The sequence below is a fragment of the Enterovirga sp. GCM10030262 genome (assembly GCF_042666435.1).
In the GTDB taxonomy this organism is placed as follows: Bacteria; Pseudomonadota; Alphaproteobacteria; order Sphingomonadales; family Sphingomonadaceae; genus Allosphingosinicella.
Window position 1 is genome coordinate 470173 of sequence record NZ_JBHTDC010000001.1, and the last position, 14496, is coordinate 484668.

The window sequence follows — 14496 nt, forward strand, 5'->3', positions numbered from 1 at the left end:
CCGCGATCCCGGCGAAGGCTGGAATTCTCGGAAACGCCGAGACTTCCCGTCTCGGAGCCCCAGCTGGAGCTGGGGCGACGCGCGCTTATTCCGCGAGCGGGACTTCCGGTTCGGCCGTGTTGGCGGCGGGAGCGGCCGTGTCCCCCGCCTGGGCGGCGACGCCGGCGAGCGGGTCGCCGGTGGCGAGCGGGACCTGGCCGGCGGGCGCCGGGGCGACGGGGGCACCCTGACGGGCGAGGCTGGCATCGATGCCGGCGGAGGTCTGGACGGTGGCGAGGCCGGCGAGCACGATCGAGAGCAGGACGAACAAAGCCGCGAGGACGGCGGTGGCGCGGGTCAGGAAATCGGCCGCGCCGCGTGCCGACATCAGGCCCGACGAATTGCCGCCGACGCCGAGGCCACCGCCTTCCGAGCGCTGCATCAGGATGACGGTGACGAGCGACGCGGCGACGAGCGTCTGGATGATGAGGAAGAAAGTGAACATGCGGGCGTTTCCAGGCTTTCGTCATGCCAGCGGAGGCTGGCATCCCAGTGCTAACTCTCGCTGGGACCCCAGCCTTCGCTGGGGTGACGGTGAATCAAGCCGCGACTTAGTCGAAGCGGGCGCCGGGTTCAATGCCGCGCGGCCGCCTCGACGATGGGGACGAACTGCGCGGCGGTGAGGCTGGCGCCGCCGACGAGGGCGCCGTCGACGTCGGGCACCGCGAACAGCTCGGCGGCATTGTCGGCCTTGACCGAGCCGCCATAGAGGATGCGGATGCGGCCGCCGCGCTCGCCCAGGCGCTCGCGCAACGCTCCGCGGATGGCGGCGTGCATCTCGGCGACGTCCGCCGGAGTGGCGACCTTGCCGGTGCCGATCGCCCAGATCGGTTCGTAGGCGACGACCATCTCGCCTTCATGGCCGTCGTCGGGGAGCGAGCCCTTAACCTGGCCGGTCACCACGTCGACATGCCGGCCCGCCTCGCGCTCGGCCTCGCTTTCGCCGACGCAGACGATCGTCTGAAGACCGCGGGCCAGCGCCGCCTCCGCCTTGGCGCGGACCTGGGCGTCGGTCTCGCCGGCTTCGGCGCGGCGCTCGCTATGGCCGACGATGACGAGCTGGGCGTGGACCTCCTTCAGCATCGCGGCGGAGACCGCGCCGGTATGGGCGCCACTCTCGGCCGGGTGGACATCCTGCGCACCGATGGCGAGGCCGTTCGAGCGGGCGACGGCGGGCGCGATCAGGGTGAAAGGCGGGCAGAGCGCGACGTCGACACCGGCCGCCGCCTTGGCCGCGGCGGCGATCTCGGCGATCTCGGCGAGCTGGTGGAGGTTTCCGTTCATCTTCCAATTGCCGACGACGAGCTTGCGACGCACTTTTGCAGTCCTTTCGATCCGATTCTGCCTCGTGAAGCCACGGCAGGGCCAACCGGCCTAGCAACAGCGCGGCCCCGCGCCAAGCTTGCCGCCGCTCCCCTCGCCTCTTATGGAGCGGGAAAGCGGCCTTCGGGGCCATCCTTCCTCTTGTCGCGGATCATCCATGCTGAAAATCTTTCGTAGCGGCGCTTCCTCCAAGTTCCTGCTCGTCTTCCTCGGCCTCGCTTTGTTCGCGATGGTGGTGACCGGGTTCGGCACCGGCGGCATGGGACTGGGTGATCTGGGCGGGATGGGCGACGAGACGCTGGCCGAGGTCGAAGGCGAGACGATCGGATCGGCGCAGGTCCGCGACCAGGTCGACCGCCAGCTCGCCAACGCCAGGCAGCAACAGCCCGATCTCGACATGGCCGCGTTCCTGAGGAGCGGCGCGCTGGGCGAGATCGTCACCCAGCTCGTCTCCAACACCGCCCTCACCGTCTTCGGCCGGGAGCAGGGGCTGACCGCGTCGAAGCGGATGGTCGACGGCGAGATCGCCAGCATCCCCGCCTTCCAGAATCTCGCCGGCCAGTTCGACGATGGCGCCTTCCGCGCCGCGCTCTCCAGGGAGAATCTCAGCGAGAAGCAGCTGCGCGACGAGATTGCCGGCACGCTCATTTCGCGCCAGCTGCTGCTGCCCGTCGCCGGATCGCCCAAGGTGCCAGAGGCGATGGCGCTGCAATATGCCTCCTTGCTGCTCGAGCGGCGCAGCGGCAGCGTCGGCATCGTCCCCGCCGCCGCGATGGGCGCCGGCACCGAACCCACCGACGCCGAAGTCGCCGCTTTCTACAAGGAGAATGAGGGCCGCTACACCATCCCCGAGCGGCGGGTGCTGCGCTACGCCGAATTCGGCGCCGACAAGGTCGCGGCCGCCGCGGCCCCGACCGACGCCGAGATCGCGGCCTTCTACCAGGCCAATGCCGCCAGATATGGCGCGCGCGAGACACGCTCGCTGAGCCAGGTGGTCCTGCCGGACCAGGCGGCGGCGCGGGCGCTGGCGGCGAAGGTCGCGGCCGGGACGAGCTTCGCCGCGGCCGCCAGCGAGGCCGGTTTCAGTGCCGCCGACACCGCGGTCGGGGAGCGCAGCCAGGCGCAATTCGCGCAGCTGACGTCGGAGGCTGTGGCCAATGCGGCCTTCGCCGCCGCCGAGGGCGCGGTGACGGCGCCGACCCAGTCGCCGCTCGGCTGGCACGTGGTGCGCGTCGACGACATCGCCACCATCGCCGCGACGCCGCTCTCCGCCGTCCGCGACGAAATCGCGGCGCAGATCGGCGCCCGCAAAAGCGAGGAAGCGCTGGGCGCGCTCGTCACCCGCATCGAGGATGCGCTGGCGGAAGGCGCGACCATGCAGGAAGTCGCCCAGGCCGAGGGCCTGACCATCCGCGAGACGCCGCCGATCACGGGCTCCGGCATCCAGTTCGACGATCCCAATTTCAAGGCCCCCGAACTGCAGCCGGTGCTGGAGACCGCGTTCGACATGGCGCCCGACGAGGATCCGCTGGTCGAGACTTTGGTGCCGAACCAGCGCTTCGCCATCCTCGCCATCGCCCGCATCGTGCCGGCCGCCGCGCCGCCGCTCGCCGAGGTTGGGGACCGGGTGAAAGCCGACCTCGTCCAGCGCCGCGCGCTCGACCGGGCCAAGGCGGTGGCGACCTCGATCGTGGCCAAGATCAACGCCGGCACCAGCGCCGCCCAGGCCTTCGCCGAAGCGGAACGCCCCCTCCCCGCGATCGAGACGGTGACCGCGCGTCGGCTCGACGTGGCGCGCCCGGATCAGCCCATTCCGCCGCCGCTGGCGATGATGTTCAGCCTGCCCAAGGGCAAGGCCCGCATCCTCCAGGCGCCGAACGGCCAAGGCTGGTTCGTCGTCCACCTGCAGGAGACGGTGCCCGGCAACGCCGCCGAATCCCCCGGGCTCATCGAGGCGACGCGCACCCAGTTCGAAGGCATACTCGGCGAGGAATATGCGAACCAGTTCGGCCGCGCCGTCGAGGGGGGCATGGACGTGGAGCGCAACCAGGACGCGATTAACGCGCTGCGCGGGCAATTGCTGGGGCCGGGCTTGCAATAAGGACGTCACCTGATCGGGGCGGCGATGCGGGACGCGCGGTTCAGTCTGCCGCGCGCCGCTGCTAAGTCCCGCATTATGATCCTCGTCGTCGACAATTATGACAGCTTCACATGGAACATCGTCCACTATCTCCGCGAGCTCGGAGCGGCGGTCGAGGTGGCGCGAAACGACGAATTGAGCGCGGCGGACGCGCTGGCGAGCGAGGCTGAGGCATTCCTGATCTCGCCGGGGCCGGGGACTCCCGAAGAAGCGGGAATCTCGCTCGAGCTGGTCGCCGCTTGCGCCCGCGCGCGGCGGCCGCTGCTGGGCGTCTGCCTGGGTCATCAGGCGATCGCACGCCACTTCGGCGGCCATGTCGTGCGGGCAGAGCGGCCGATGCACGGCAAGACCTGTTCGGTCGAGCATGACGGGAGCGGTATCTTCGCGGATCTCCCCTCCCCCTTTACCGCCACCCGCTACCATTCGCTGACGGTGGCGACCCAGGGATTGCCGGAATGCCTCGCGGTGAACGCCACCGCCGGGGACGCGACCGTGCAAGGGCTGCGTCATCGCGACCTGCCGATCCATGGCGTGCAGTTCCATCCCGAAAGCGTGGCCAGCGAATGGGGACACAGGCTCTTTGAAAACTTCCTGCGATTGGCGCCACGGGAGGTCTATTGACACGCCTCGCGCTGTTCCTTACACGTTCCGCATACGTTCCCGAGGGGCCCGAACATGCTGACGCGCAAGCAACATGAGCTTCTTTGCTTCATCCACGACCGTCTCGGCGAGACCGGGGTGTCCCCATCCTTCGAGGAGATGAAGGATGCGCTGGACCTGAAATCCAAGTCCGGCGTGCACCGGCTGATCTCGGCGCTGGAGGAACGCGGCTTCATCCGCCGGCTGCCCAACCGGGCGCGGGCGCTGGAAGTGCTCAGGATGCCGGACAAGGGCGGCAACGTCGTTCCCTTGAAGGCTCCCGCTTTGCCCGCCGCGGCCAACGACATCGTCGAGCTCCCGCTGCACGGACGGATCGCCGCCGGCACGCCGATCGAGGCGCTGCAGGGCAATGAGAGCCTGGCCGTTCCGGCCGCGCTGCTCGGACCGGGCGAGCATTATGCGCTGGAGGTCTCCGGCGATTCGATGGTCGAGGAGGGCATTCTCGACGGCGATTACGCCCTCATCCGCAAGACCGACACGGCCCGTGACGGCGAGATCGTCGTGGCCCTGATCGACAACGCCGAAGCGACCTTGAAGACCTTTCGCCGCGAAGGCCAGATGATCCGCCTCGATCCGGCCAACCGCCAATATGACCCCCAGCGCTACCGGCCCGAGCAGGTGGTGGTGCAGGGCAGGTTGTCGGGGCTGCTCCGGCGTTATTGAAGTTTCCGCATCGAGGAGTAGCCGGATGGCGCGGTTGAATTATGTGGAGTTGCCGGCGAGCGACGTCGGCGCGGCCAAGGCGTTTTACGAAGCCGCGTTCGGCTGGGCGCTGACGGAGTTCGGCCCGACCTACGCCGCGACGATGACCGGCGATACCGATATCGGCCTTCAGGGCGATGCGGTCGAGGCGAGCAAGGCGCCGCTGGCGGTCATCGAGGTCGAGGATCTGGAGGCGGCGCTGGCGGCGGTCAGCAAAGCCGGCGGCGTCGTGGTTCGTCCAATCTTCGCCTTTCCGGGCGGACGGCGCTTCCATTTCCTCGACCCCAACGGCAACGAACTCGCCGCGGTCAAGGGCGACTGACCGGACAACGCCCGCGCATCCCGCGCTCTTTCAGAGGATCGGCCGATGCAGATAACGGCCGAATCAGGCCCTGTCCGCCGCGCCGCGCCCCGAGTCCGTAGCGTCCGCCGCCCTTCGTGGACGATCTCCGATTTTGTTGGTAGGTTGCATGCCCGGTTTGTTCGCGGAAAGGGGATCATCATGGTCGCGGGAATGCCGCCTTCCCACTTCCCCTGAAACCGCCTGGAGCCGGAGGCCGGCGACCGATTTGGAGGATGACCCTTCAAAGCCGGTCCTGAGCAAGAGTGAAGCCTGGGAGGAGTGCGCACCATGTCGATACTAGCCACCGCTATTTTCTCGCTGCTGAGTTCCACATCGCCGGGCGTCCCCGTCGATGTCGGCCGCTTCCACCCGGCGGACTTCCCCAACCTCATCAAGCTGGAGCGCACTTTGCCTCATGCGGAGATGACGAGCCGCGTCGAAAAAATCTTCGCCGACCGTCGCTGTTCGATCGACGGGCAGAGCAAGCTCCGGTTCAACATCACCGTGCCTTATGCAATCCTGATGGAAGCCGGAGGCACGGCGAAACGAGTCGTCGTCGGAGAGGTCGACTGCGCCCCGCTGGAGACGCTGGTCGGGCAGGTCGTCGTCGCCAGGGCCGCGAGGGGCGATTTCAAGCTGCAGCACAGCGAAGGCGATCGCTGGTATGTGAGTGATCTCCATTTCGGCCTGGGCGAACCCGAGCTGGCCGCGGCGGTCGAAGATCCAAACCAGGTCACCTGCAAAAGGGGCGAACCCCAGCTCGGGAGCCGCCTCAGATATACCAGGATGTGCAAGACGGCGGCGGAATGGCAGGCCTATAATAATGACCGGCAGCAGCTCCGCAGGGACATCGGCAACAACGCCGCGTGTCTGGGGAACCCGTCCTGCACCAGCGACTAGCGCGGTCGGCGGCGGTCAGTCGCCAACTCTCGCGACGACTGCCCTCCAAGTGAGAGCGGCCCGGCCGAGGGACAGCGCCGCTGGCGGTGATCGGCCGCACCCCGCGTTCGAGCGGTCTCTCGGCGCTTTGTGGACGATCCATGGAATTGCTGATAGGCTGAACCCCGATTGACGCGCGACGGGGGGTTCAGGCTCGCAGCCATGTCTTTCCTTTCGACGAAGCCGCCTGAATGTTCGGGTCCCGACGAGGTCGATTACAAAGATGATCGACGCCGGAAAGGTTGAAGTAAGGGAGGAAAGTTCATCATGTCGATACTGGCAACCGCTATTTTCTCGCTGCTGAGTTCCACGTCGCCGGGCGTCCCCGTCGATGTCGGCCGCTTCGACCCGGCGGACTTTCCCAACCTCATCAAGCTGGAGCGCAGCTTGCCCCATGCCGAGATGACGACCCGCGTCGAAAAGATCTTCGCCGACCGCCGCTGCTCGATCGACGGGCAGAGCAAGCGCCGGTTCGACATCACCGTGCCTTATGCGATCCTGATGGAGGCCGAAGGCAGGGCGAAGAGGGTGGTCGTCGGGGAGGTGGAATGCGCCCCGCTGGAAACGCTGGTCGGACAGGTGGTCGTCGCCAGGGCCGCGAGAGGCGACTTCAAGCTGCAGCACAATGAAGGCGAGCGCTGGTACGTCAGCGACCTCCATTTCGGCCTCGGCGAACCCGAACTGGCCTCGGCGGTGGAAAATCCGGACGAGGTCACCTGCAAGCGAGGAGAGCCCGTCGTGGGGAGCCGCCTCAAATATACGAAGATGTGCAAGACGGCGGCGGAATGGCAGGCCTATAATAATGACAGGCAGCAGCTTCGCAGGGACATAAGCAATTCAGGCGCATGCATGGGGGGCAGCTGCGTTAGCGACTAAGCGGCTCGCCGACGATCATTCACCTGCCGACCAGGGATGCCGCCCCGCCCGCGCCGTGACGGTGGCGACGCGGGGTTGGTCGCCCAGGGTAATGGCGAGACCGCCGGTGTGCCGGAGAAAGGCGCGGTCGGCCTTGAGCCAGTGGGGAATGCAGGTGCGCGGTAGGGTGCGGTCGCTGACGACGATGTCGGCGGAGGCGCAGGCGCGGCTCAAAGGAGCGAAGTCGACGAAGCGGCGGCTGCGGGTGGCGAGCACACGCCAGCGGCGGCCGTCGCGCACGATGTCGGCGGCACACATGTCCCGGCTGCAGGCGGCGGTGGGGAGATCCTGGATGGCGGCGAGATCGCCCTCATAGCCGGAGGTTTCGGACAGCATGTCGCGGACATAGTCGCCGGCGCGGTCGCGCAGCAAAGCGAAGCCGCCCTCGCCCGTCCGGATGGCGAGGTGGCGGCCGTCGCCGGTGACGACGATATCGGGCGCGGGCGTCGAGAGCGCCCAGATGGCGCCCAGCAGGACGGGCGCGAGTCCCCAGCGGCGCCAGCGTGTCTTCCACAAGCAAATCCAGAGGCCGCCCGCCACGACCAAAGCGAAGGTCCCTGTCGGCATGGTCGGCAGCAGCGCCACCGCGCCCGGTGTCTCCGCCACCGCGTGGGCGAGGCCGAGCAGGAGCGACAGCGACTGGCCCGTCAGCCACCAGAAGGGCGCGCCGAGACCGGCGAGATCGAACAGCAAGGCCAGCGCCTCCAGCGGCATCACGACGAAAGTGGTGAGCGGGATGGCGACGATGTTGGCGAGCGCGCCGTAAAATCCCGCCTTGTGGAAATGATAGAGCGCGATCGGCGCGAGCGCGATCTCCACGGCGAGGCCGGTGAGGATGAGCGCAAGGAGAAAGCGACCGAATTTCTGCGCGAAACCCTCCTCGCGGCGGGAGAGCAGCGCCTTGATGCGCGGATGCTCGTGCAGGGCGACGATCGAGGCGATCGCCGCGAAGCTCAGCTGGAAGCTCGGGCCGGCGAGCGATTCCGGCCAGAGCAGGAGCACGATCAGCGCGCCGACCGCGAGCAGGCGCATGGTGAAGGCGTCGCGGCCCAGCGCGACGCCGGCAAGGATGAGCAAGGCCGCGACGCAGGCGCGAACGGTCGGCACCTCGGCGCCGGTGAGGAGGGTGTAGGCGATGCCGGCGACGGCGCCGGCCGCCGCCGCGACGAGGGTCAGGCGGCAGCGAAGGGCGAGCGTGGGGCTGAGCGCGAGCAATTTGAGGGTGAGCAGCATGACCGCGCCGACGACGGCGGTGAGGTGAAGGCCACTGACCGAGAGGAGGTGCGCGAGGCCGGAGCGGCGCATCGCCTCGGCATCCTCTTCCGAGATCGCGCCCTGGTCGCCGGTGGCAAGCGCGGTGGCAATGCCGCCCTCCCCGCCCGACAGGCGCGACTGGATATGGTCGGCGAGCGACTGCCGCCAGCCGGCGATGCGGGCGCGCCAGTCCTGGCCTCCGGCGGGGGCCACAAGCTCCACCTCGAGCGCGCGGCCGGTGCCGCCGATCCGCTGGAACCAGGCGTGGCGAGCGAAATCATAGGCGCCGGGCACGGCCATCGGTGGTGGCGGCATCATCCACGCGCGGATGCGGACGGTGGCGCCGGGCTGGAGGGACGGGACAGCATCCTCCTCGTCGATGTTGACGCGCAGCTTCGGCGGCAGATTAGGCGCGTCTAGCGGCCGGACGACCAGCCGGACGGAGTCGCGCGCGGGCAGGCGCTGGAAGGAGTCGATGGCGGCGGTGAACTCCGCCATCCGGGCATATTCGAGCGTGGGTGCCGCGACCCGCTCCGCCTTCCACCAGATATGGGCGCAGCCGAGGGCGGCGGCGAGGCAGAAGATGGCGAGCGCCCTGCCCCAGCGCGTGCTGGCGCCGAGCGCGAGGAAGCCAAGCATGGCGGCGGCGGCGGCGAGCAGGAAGGCGATCCACGCCCGGCCGTCGGGCAGCGCGAACCAGGCGCCGATGCCGAGGCCGAGGCCGACCGGAAGCCAGAGCGGAAGCTGGTCGCGTTCGGCGTCGAAGCGGGCCTCGAGCCGCTCGCCCAGGCGCGCCATGCCCCTGCTCCAATTCGCCGTCCGCCCCGTTTGTAGCGGCTCATCCGCTATGCTAGGGGCGCTGGCGTCTGTCGTCGGCATGAGCCGCATCCTTGGAGAATCCGCGCTTGAGCGCAACCCGCTTATCCCGCCCGGTCGTCACCCGCTTCGCGCCCTCGCCGACCGGCTTCCTGCATATCGGCGGCGCCCGCACCGCCTTGTTCAACTGGCTCTATGCGCGCCATCACGGCGGCAGGTTCCTGCTCCGGATCGAGGATACCGACCAGGCACGCTCCACCCAGGCCGCGATCGACGCGATCCTCGACGGCATGCGCTGGCTGGGCCTCGATTGGGACGGGCACGAATATTATCAGTCGCAATTCGCCGTGCGTCATGCCGAGGTCGCCAATGAGCTGCTGGCGAAGGGCCGGGCCTATCGCTGCTACATGACGCAGGAAGAGCTGGCGGAGCAAAGGGCGGCGGCGCAGGCGGAACGGCGGCCCTTCAAGGTGAACAGCGTCTGGCGCGACTGCTCGCCCGACGCACCCACGCCCGATGCGCCTTCCGTCATCCGGCTGAAGGCCCCGCGTGAGGGGGAGACGGCGATCGAGGACCAGGTGCAGGGCCGGGTCGTCGTCCAGAATGAAGAGATAGACGATTTCGTCCTGCTCCGCTCCGACGGGACGCCGACCTACATGCTGGCCGTGGTGGTCGACGATCACGACATGGGCGTGACCCACGTCATCAGGGGCGACGACCATCTCAACAACGCCTTCCGCCAGCTCGGCATCGTCAAGGCGATGGGATGGCCCGAGCCGGTCTACGCCCATGTCCCGCTGATCCACGGCTCCGACGGCGCCAAGCTGTCGAAGCGCCACGGCGCGACCGGCGTCGAGAGCTATCGCGACGAGCTCGGCATGCTGCCCGAGGCGCTGTCCAACTATCTGCTGCGCCTCGGCTGGGGGCATGGCGACGAGGAGATCATCAGCCGCGACGACGCGGTCAAATGGTTCGATCTCGACCATGTCGGCCGTTCCCCTTCCCGCTTCGATCTGAAGAAGCTGGAGAATCTGAACGGCCATTATATCCGGGAGGCGTCCGACGGACGGCTGGCGGGGCTGGTGGGTCCGCGCGTCGGGACTCTGATCGGCCGTCCGCTGGATGATCGGGAGCTCGGGCTGCTCACCCGCGCGATGGAAGGCTTGAAGCCCCGCGCGAAGAATCTGGACGAGATGGCCGAAGGCGCTGCCTTTCTTTTCAAAACCGTTCCGCTGGACATGGACGAACGCGCCGCGGCGTTGCTAGAGGGACAGGCCTCGGACCTGCTCGCCCTCGTCCACTCCCGCCTCGCCGCTCTTCCCGAGTGGACCGCGGAGGCGACGGAGGGGGCCGTGCGCGGGGTCTCCGAGGATTCCGGCGTCAAGCTCGGCCAGGTGGCGCAGCCATTGCGCGCCGCGCTGACCGGGCGGGCGACCTCGCCGGGGATTTTCGATGTGCTGGCGTTGCTGGGCCGTGAAGAGAGCCTGGCGCGCATAGCCGACAAGATGAATAGCAAGGAGCAATAGCATGGCGGACAAGACAGCCAGCCTCACCCTCGGCGAAAAGAGCTACGATTACGGCCTGCTCTCGGGATCGGTGGGTCCGGACGTCGTCGACATCCGCAAGCTCTACGCCCAGACCGGCGCGTTCACCTACGATCCCGGCTTCACCTCCACGGCGAGCTGCGAGAGCGCGATCACCTATATCGATGGCGATCAGGGCATCCTCCTCCACCGCGGCTACCCGATCGACCAGCTCGCCGAAAATTCGACGTTCATGGAGGTCGCCCACCTGCTCATCCACGGCGAGCTGCCCAAGAAGGACGAGCTCGATACGTTCACCTACACGATCACCCGTCATACGATGCTGCACGAGCAGCTGATCCAGTTCTACCGGGGGTTCCGGCGCGACGCACATCCGATGGCGATCATGTGCGGCGTGGTCGGCGCCCTCTCCGCTTTCTACCACGATTCGACCGACATCACCGATCCCAAGCAGAGGATGATCGCCAGCCACAGGCTGATCGCCAAGATGCCGACGATCGCGGCGATGGCGTATAAATATTCGATCGGGCAGCCGTTCATGCTGCCGCAGAACAACCTGTCCTACACCGGCAACTTCCTGCGCATGACGTTCGGCGTGCCGGCCGAGCCCTATGAGGTGAACCCGATCGTCGAGCAGGCGATGCGGACCATCTTCATCCTCCACGCCGATCATGAGCAGAATGCCTCGACCTCGACCGTGCGCCTCGCCGGCTCATCGGGCGCCAATCCGTTCGCCTGCATCGCGGCCGGCATCGCCTGCCTATGGGGCCCGGCCCATGGCGGCGCCAACGAGGCGGCGCTCAACATGCTGCGCGAGATCGGCACCCCGGACCGCATCCCCGAATATATCGCCCGCGCCAAGGACAAGGAAGACCCGTTCCGGCTGATGGGCTTCGGCCACCGGGTGTACAAGAATTACGATCCGCGCGCGAAGGTGATGCAGAAGATCGCCGCCGACGTGCTCGACCAGCTCGACATCGACGATCCGGTGTTCGACGTCGCGCGGGAGCTGGAGCGGATCGCGCTCCACGACGAATATTTCATCGAGAAGAAGCTCTATCCCAACGTCGATTTCTATTCGGGTGTCGTGCTGTCGGCGATCGGCTTCCCGACCTCGATGTTCACCGCTCTGTTCGCCCTCGCCCGCACCGTCGGCTGGGTGGCGCAGTGGAATGAGATGATATCCGATCCCGACCAGAAGATCGGCCGCCCGAGGCAGCTCTACACCGGCCCGACGCAGCGGGACTATGTGCCGGTCGACAAGAGGTAGAGCAAAGCGGCGGCTGGCGCTCAGCTGAGCGGCAGCGTCAAGGTGAAACGCGCGCCCTGGCCCGGGGCGCTGTCGACGGCGATGTCGCCGCCCATGACGCGGGCCAGCCGGCGGGCGATGTAGAGGCCGAGGCCGGTGCCGCCGGCTTCGGTCGGGTCGATCCGCTCGAACTTATCGAAGATGCGTGCCTGGTCCTCGGGCGCGATGCCCTTGCCCTGGTCGGCGACGATGACGCAGGCGAGATCGTCCTCGCGTTCGGTGCGGATCCACACCTGCGCGCCTTCGGGCGAATAGCGGATCGCGTTGGTGATGAGGTTCATCAATATCTGGAGCACGCGCCGGAATTCACCGGTGGCGGGGAGCGTCTCGTCGTCGCCGGGCCGGTCGATTCGGACGCCTCGGTCGGCGGCGCGGACGGCGAGCAGGCCGGCGGCGCGGCGGGCGACGTCGGCGAGGTCGATCGCTTCCGCCTCGGGGGCGAATTCGGGACGTTCGATCGCCTGCAGGTCGACCAGATCGTCGACCAAAGCGAGCAGATGGCGGCCGGCGGTCGCGATGTCGTGGGCGTAGCCGGCATAATCCCTGCGCAACGGCCCGTCCGGCTGGGCGCCGATCGTCTCCGCATTGGCGATGATATGGTCGAGGGGCACGCGCAACGCCTTGTCGAGACGCTCGCCGAACGCCGGCGAATCCTTGAGCGGCGGGGGCGGAGGCGCGGCGTCGTTGGCGGCCGCCTCGGGCAGCCATCTGGGAAGGCTCGCCGCGGCGCCGCGAAAGCCGGCGAAGCGGCCGGCGCCGTCGATCAGCGGCACGCCGCCGAGGCGATAGCGGCCCTTGCTGCCCGAACGGAGCTCGGCGAACTGGTCGTCGAAGCGGCGCTGCTCGGCCAGAGCGGTGAGGATCGGCAGCGCGCCGTCCTCCCCTTCCTGGAAACGGAACAGGCGGGTCAGCTGCTTGCCGATCAATTCGGCCGGCAGCTTGCCGACGGCGGCGGCCGCGGCCGGCGACAAAGCGGTGAAGCGGAGGGCCTCGTCGGTCTCCCACATCCAGTCGGCCGAGGCGCGCAGGAAGTCCGATTCGCGCTCGGCCTCGGACGCCTCGGCCGGCCGGCGCGCGGGCCGCTCGGTCCAGCCGCCGATGGCGAGGGCGACGCCGGTTTCGGAAGGCTCGGCCCGCACCCACAGATCGAGGTCGGACGGTCCGTCGGCGGCGATGACGGCGCGGGAGATGACGATGCCTAGGCGGCGCGAGAGGCGGGCGAGCGAGGCGATCTGGGGAATGGCGAGCATCCCCCCTTCCCGCCCGCCCGCGCGCTCATGAAGGCTGGCGAGGGCCGGTTCCGCCTCGACCAACCGTCCTTCGAGGTCGACCCGCCCGTGGACGAGCAAGGTGTCTGGACGGAGCTGGGCGCTCATGCCGCTTCCGCCGCGAAGCGCGCGCGGGTCGAGAGGCGGGCGACGGCGGCGCGATAGCCCGGATCGACCTGCCAGAGGCGGAGGATGTCGGCGGCGGCGCCTTCGTCGCTGGCGTCGAACAGGTCGAGCTGGGCGGCGGCGGCGTCGCCCTCTGTGCCCGAGAACATTCGGCCCCGCGCGTTGAGCACCAGCAGGATCGCGGCGGCATGGTCGCGCTCGACGCCGGCGGCGCGGAGCAACAAAGCGGGGCCCCTCCCCCTCGGATCGGACAACACTTCCCACGCGGCCGAATAATCGAGCCCGCAGCGCAGGCCGATGGCGGCGACGAAAAGAGGCAACAGGCCGTCGTCCAGGACGAGCCGCAGGACCGCGTCATCGAGTCGATCGGAACGGTCGAGCCGTCGCGCGAGGCGCATGCAGCACGCCTCGAGGCTATCGCCCTCGTCATAGCCGGCGATCAGCTCTCCGGCGGCGACGGCGATGGCGGCGTCGGCGCGGCCGGAAGGCAGCGCGTGCTGCTGGACCATATATTGGCGGAGCGCCGCGGCGATCATCCAGACCAGGCGGTGCTGGATTTCGGCGGCAAGCTCGGTGCGGCCCATGACGGGCTCGTTGAACTGGTCGAAGCGGCGGCTGCGGGCGATCATCAGCGCCATGGCCTCGGCCGCGACCGCATCGTCGTCGTCGCGCACCAGATCGAGGAGATATTCGTCGGTGCCGTCGTCGCCCTCGGCATTGTCCTTCCAGAAGCGATGCTCCTCGACCCGGCGGACGAGCACGGTGCCGAGTTCGGGGTCGCGGAGCACCTGCGCCCGTTCGAGCAACGGCTGGGCGATAGGCACATGGGCGGAGGAGAAAGCGGCGCTGAGCCCCTCATGGTCGGCGAAATGACCGGCGAGGCGGGCGCGGAGCGTATCCTCGACGGTGCGGACCAGCCGGACGAGCAGGGCCGCGGCGGTGAGGCGCTGCCATTCGGTGAGGCGGGACTGTTCGGGCAGCAGCAGATCGGTCGCGGCCACGGAAAAGCGCTCGCGCGCCGCCGCCAGCAGCAGCCGCGCGGCGTCGCCATTCCCGTTGCGCCCATTGGACCGTCGATCCGCCATAGTCCGGGCATAGGGCAGACAAGGTTAAACTGT

The 14496-nt window shown here is 68.5% G+C and carries 13 protein-coding genes; 8 read left to right on the forward strand and 5 right to left on the reverse strand.

Annotated features, from left to right (window positions below):
- Positions 1 to 85: 85 nt before the first annotated feature.
- Entirely contained in the window at positions 86 to 484 is a 399-nt protein-coding gene (gene secG / locus ACFQRC_RS02300) for a preprotein translocase subunit SecG (protein ID WP_379957335.1), read from the reverse strand.
- A 128-nt stretch (positions 485 to 612) separates the two neighbouring features.
- A complete protein-coding gene (gene tpiA, locus ACFQRC_RS02305) occupies positions 613 to 1356 on the reverse strand; it encodes a triose-phosphate isomerase (RefSeq protein ID WP_379957336.1) in 744 nt (247 codons plus the stop codon).
- 163 nt (positions 1357 to 1519) lie between these two features.
- On the opposite strand from tpiA, the gene ACFQRC_RS02310 reads away from it, so the two are divergent.
- The 6 genes from ACFQRC_RS02310 to ACFQRC_RS02335 all read left to right on the forward strand — a co-directional run bounded on the left by ACFQRC_RS02310 (position 1520) and on the right by ACFQRC_RS02335 (position 7022).
- On the forward strand, positions 1520 to 3463 hold the full coding sequence (locus tag ACFQRC_RS02310; protein ID WP_379957338.1) for a peptidyl-prolyl cis-trans isomerase: 1944 nt from the start codon (positions 1520 to 1522) through the stop codon (positions 3461 to 3463).
- Between the two features lie 75 nt (positions 3464 to 3538).
- Positions 3539 to 4123, forward strand: coding sequence for an anthranilate synthase component II (locus tag ACFQRC_RS02315; protein WP_379957340.1), 585 nt, complete (start codon positions 3539 to 3541; stop codon positions 4121 to 4123).
- A gap of 54 nt (positions 4124 to 4177) precedes the next feature.
- A complete protein-coding gene (gene lexA, locus ACFQRC_RS02320; protein WP_379957342.1) occupies positions 4178 to 4825 on the forward strand; it encodes a transcriptional repressor LexA in 648 nt (215 codons plus the stop codon).
- A gap of 25 nt (positions 4826 to 4850) precedes the next feature.
- Positions 4851 to 5186 (forward strand): VOC family protein, encoded by a 336-nt coding sequence (locus ACFQRC_RS02325; protein WP_379957344.1) that lies wholly within the window; start codon positions 4851 to 4853, stop codon positions 5184 to 5186.
- Between the two features lie 309 nt (positions 5187 to 5495).
- Positions 5496 to 6107 (forward strand): hypothetical protein, encoded by a 612-nt coding sequence (locus ACFQRC_RS02330; protein WP_379957346.1) that lies wholly within the window; start codon positions 5496 to 5498, stop codon positions 6105 to 6107.
- 306 nt (positions 6108 to 6413) lie between these two features.
- On the forward strand, positions 6414 to 7022 hold the full coding sequence (locus ACFQRC_RS02335) for a hypothetical protein (protein ID WP_379957348.1): 609 nt from the start codon (positions 6414 to 6416) through the stop codon (positions 7020 to 7022).
- A gap of 15 nt (positions 7023 to 7037) precedes the next feature.
- Here ACFQRC_RS02335 and ACFQRC_RS02340 read toward each other — a convergent pair whose 3' ends face one another.
- The gene (locus ACFQRC_RS02340) at positions 7038 to 9113 is read right to left on the reverse strand and encodes a ComEC/Rec2 family competence protein (RefSeq protein ID WP_379957350.1); all 2076 of its coding nucleotides are present in this window, start codon (positions 9111 to 9113) and stop codon (positions 7038 to 7040) included.
- A 107-nt stretch (positions 9114 to 9220) separates the two neighbouring features.
- Here ACFQRC_RS02340 and gltX point away from each other — a divergent pair, with 107 nt between their 5' ends.
- Positions 9221 to 10657, forward strand: a complete 1437-nt coding sequence (gene gltX, locus ACFQRC_RS02345) for a glutamate--tRNA ligase (protein ID WP_379957352.1) — start codon at positions 9221 to 9223, stop codon at positions 10655 to 10657.
- Position 10658: 1 nt separating this feature from the next.
- On the forward strand, positions 10659 to 11945 hold the full coding sequence (locus tag ACFQRC_RS02350) for a citrate synthase (protein WP_379957354.1): 1287 nt from the start codon (positions 10659 to 10661) through the stop codon (positions 11943 to 11945).
- A gap of 20 nt (positions 11946 to 11965) precedes the next feature.
- On the opposite strand, the gene ACFQRC_RS02355 is transcribed toward ACFQRC_RS02350, so the two are convergent.
- Together ACFQRC_RS02355 and ACFQRC_RS02360 are read right to left on the reverse strand one after the other, a co-directional pair.
- Positions 11966 to 13360, reverse strand: coding sequence for an ATP-binding protein (locus ACFQRC_RS02355; RefSeq protein ID WP_379957356.1), 1395 nt, complete (start codon positions 13358 to 13360; stop codon positions 11966 to 11968).
- Positions 13357 to 14463 carry a DUF2336 domain-containing protein gene (locus ACFQRC_RS02360; RefSeq protein ID WP_379957358.1) on the reverse strand — a complete coding sequence of 369 codons (1107 nt, stop codon included), beginning with the start codon at positions 14461 to 14463 and terminating at the stop codon, positions 13357 to 13359. The genes ACFQRC_RS02355 and ACFQRC_RS02360 overlap by 4 nt, the downstream gene beginning before the upstream one ends.
- Between the last annotated feature and the right edge of the window lie 33 nt (positions 14464 to 14496).

Excerpts from the sequence above, each read along its gene's own strand:
- ACFQRC_RS02330 (WP_379957346.1), top strand. The coding sequence starts at position 5,496 with ATGTCGATACTAGCCACCGCTATTTTCTCGCTGCTGAGTTCCACATCG.
- ACFQRC_RS02355 (WP_379957356.1), bottom strand. The coding sequence starts at position 13,360 with ATGAGCGCCCAGCTCCGTCCAGACACCTTGCTCGTCCACGGGCGGGTC.
- ACFQRC_RS02335 (WP_379957348.1), top strand. The coding sequence starts at position 6,414 with ATGTCGATACTGGCAACCGCTATTTTCTCGCTGCTGAGTTCCACGTCG.
- ACFQRC_RS02310 (WP_379957338.1), top strand. The coding sequence starts at position 1,520 with ATGCTGAAAATCTTTCGTAGCGGCGCTTCCTCCAAGTTCCTGCTCGTC.
- ACFQRC_RS02315 (WP_379957340.1), top strand. The coding sequence starts at position 3,539 with ATGATCCTCGTCGTCGACAATTATGACAGCTTCACATGGAACATCGTC.
- ACFQRC_RS02340 (WP_379957350.1), bottom strand. The coding sequence starts at position 9,113 with ATGGCGCGCCTGGGCGAGCGGCTCGAGGCCCGCTTCGACGCCGAACGC.
- lexA (WP_379957342.1), top strand. The coding sequence starts at position 4,178 with ATGCTGACGCGCAAGCAACATGAGCTTCTTTGCTTCATCCACGACCGT.
- ACFQRC_RS02360 (WP_379957358.1), bottom strand. The coding sequence starts at position 14,463 with ATGGCGGATCGACGGTCCAATGGGCGCAACGGGAATGGCGACGCCGCG.
- ACFQRC_RS02325 (WP_379957344.1), top strand. The coding sequence starts at position 4,851 with ATGGCGCGGTTGAATTATGTGGAGTTGCCGGCGAGCGACGTCGGCGCG.
- ACFQRC_RS02350 (WP_379957354.1), top strand. The coding sequence starts at position 10,659 with ATGGCGGACAAGACAGCCAGCCTCACCCTCGGCGAAAAGAGCTACGAT.
- secG (WP_379957335.1), bottom strand. The coding sequence starts at position 484 with ATGTTCACTTTCTTCCTCATCATCCAGACGCTCGTCGCCGCGTCGCTC.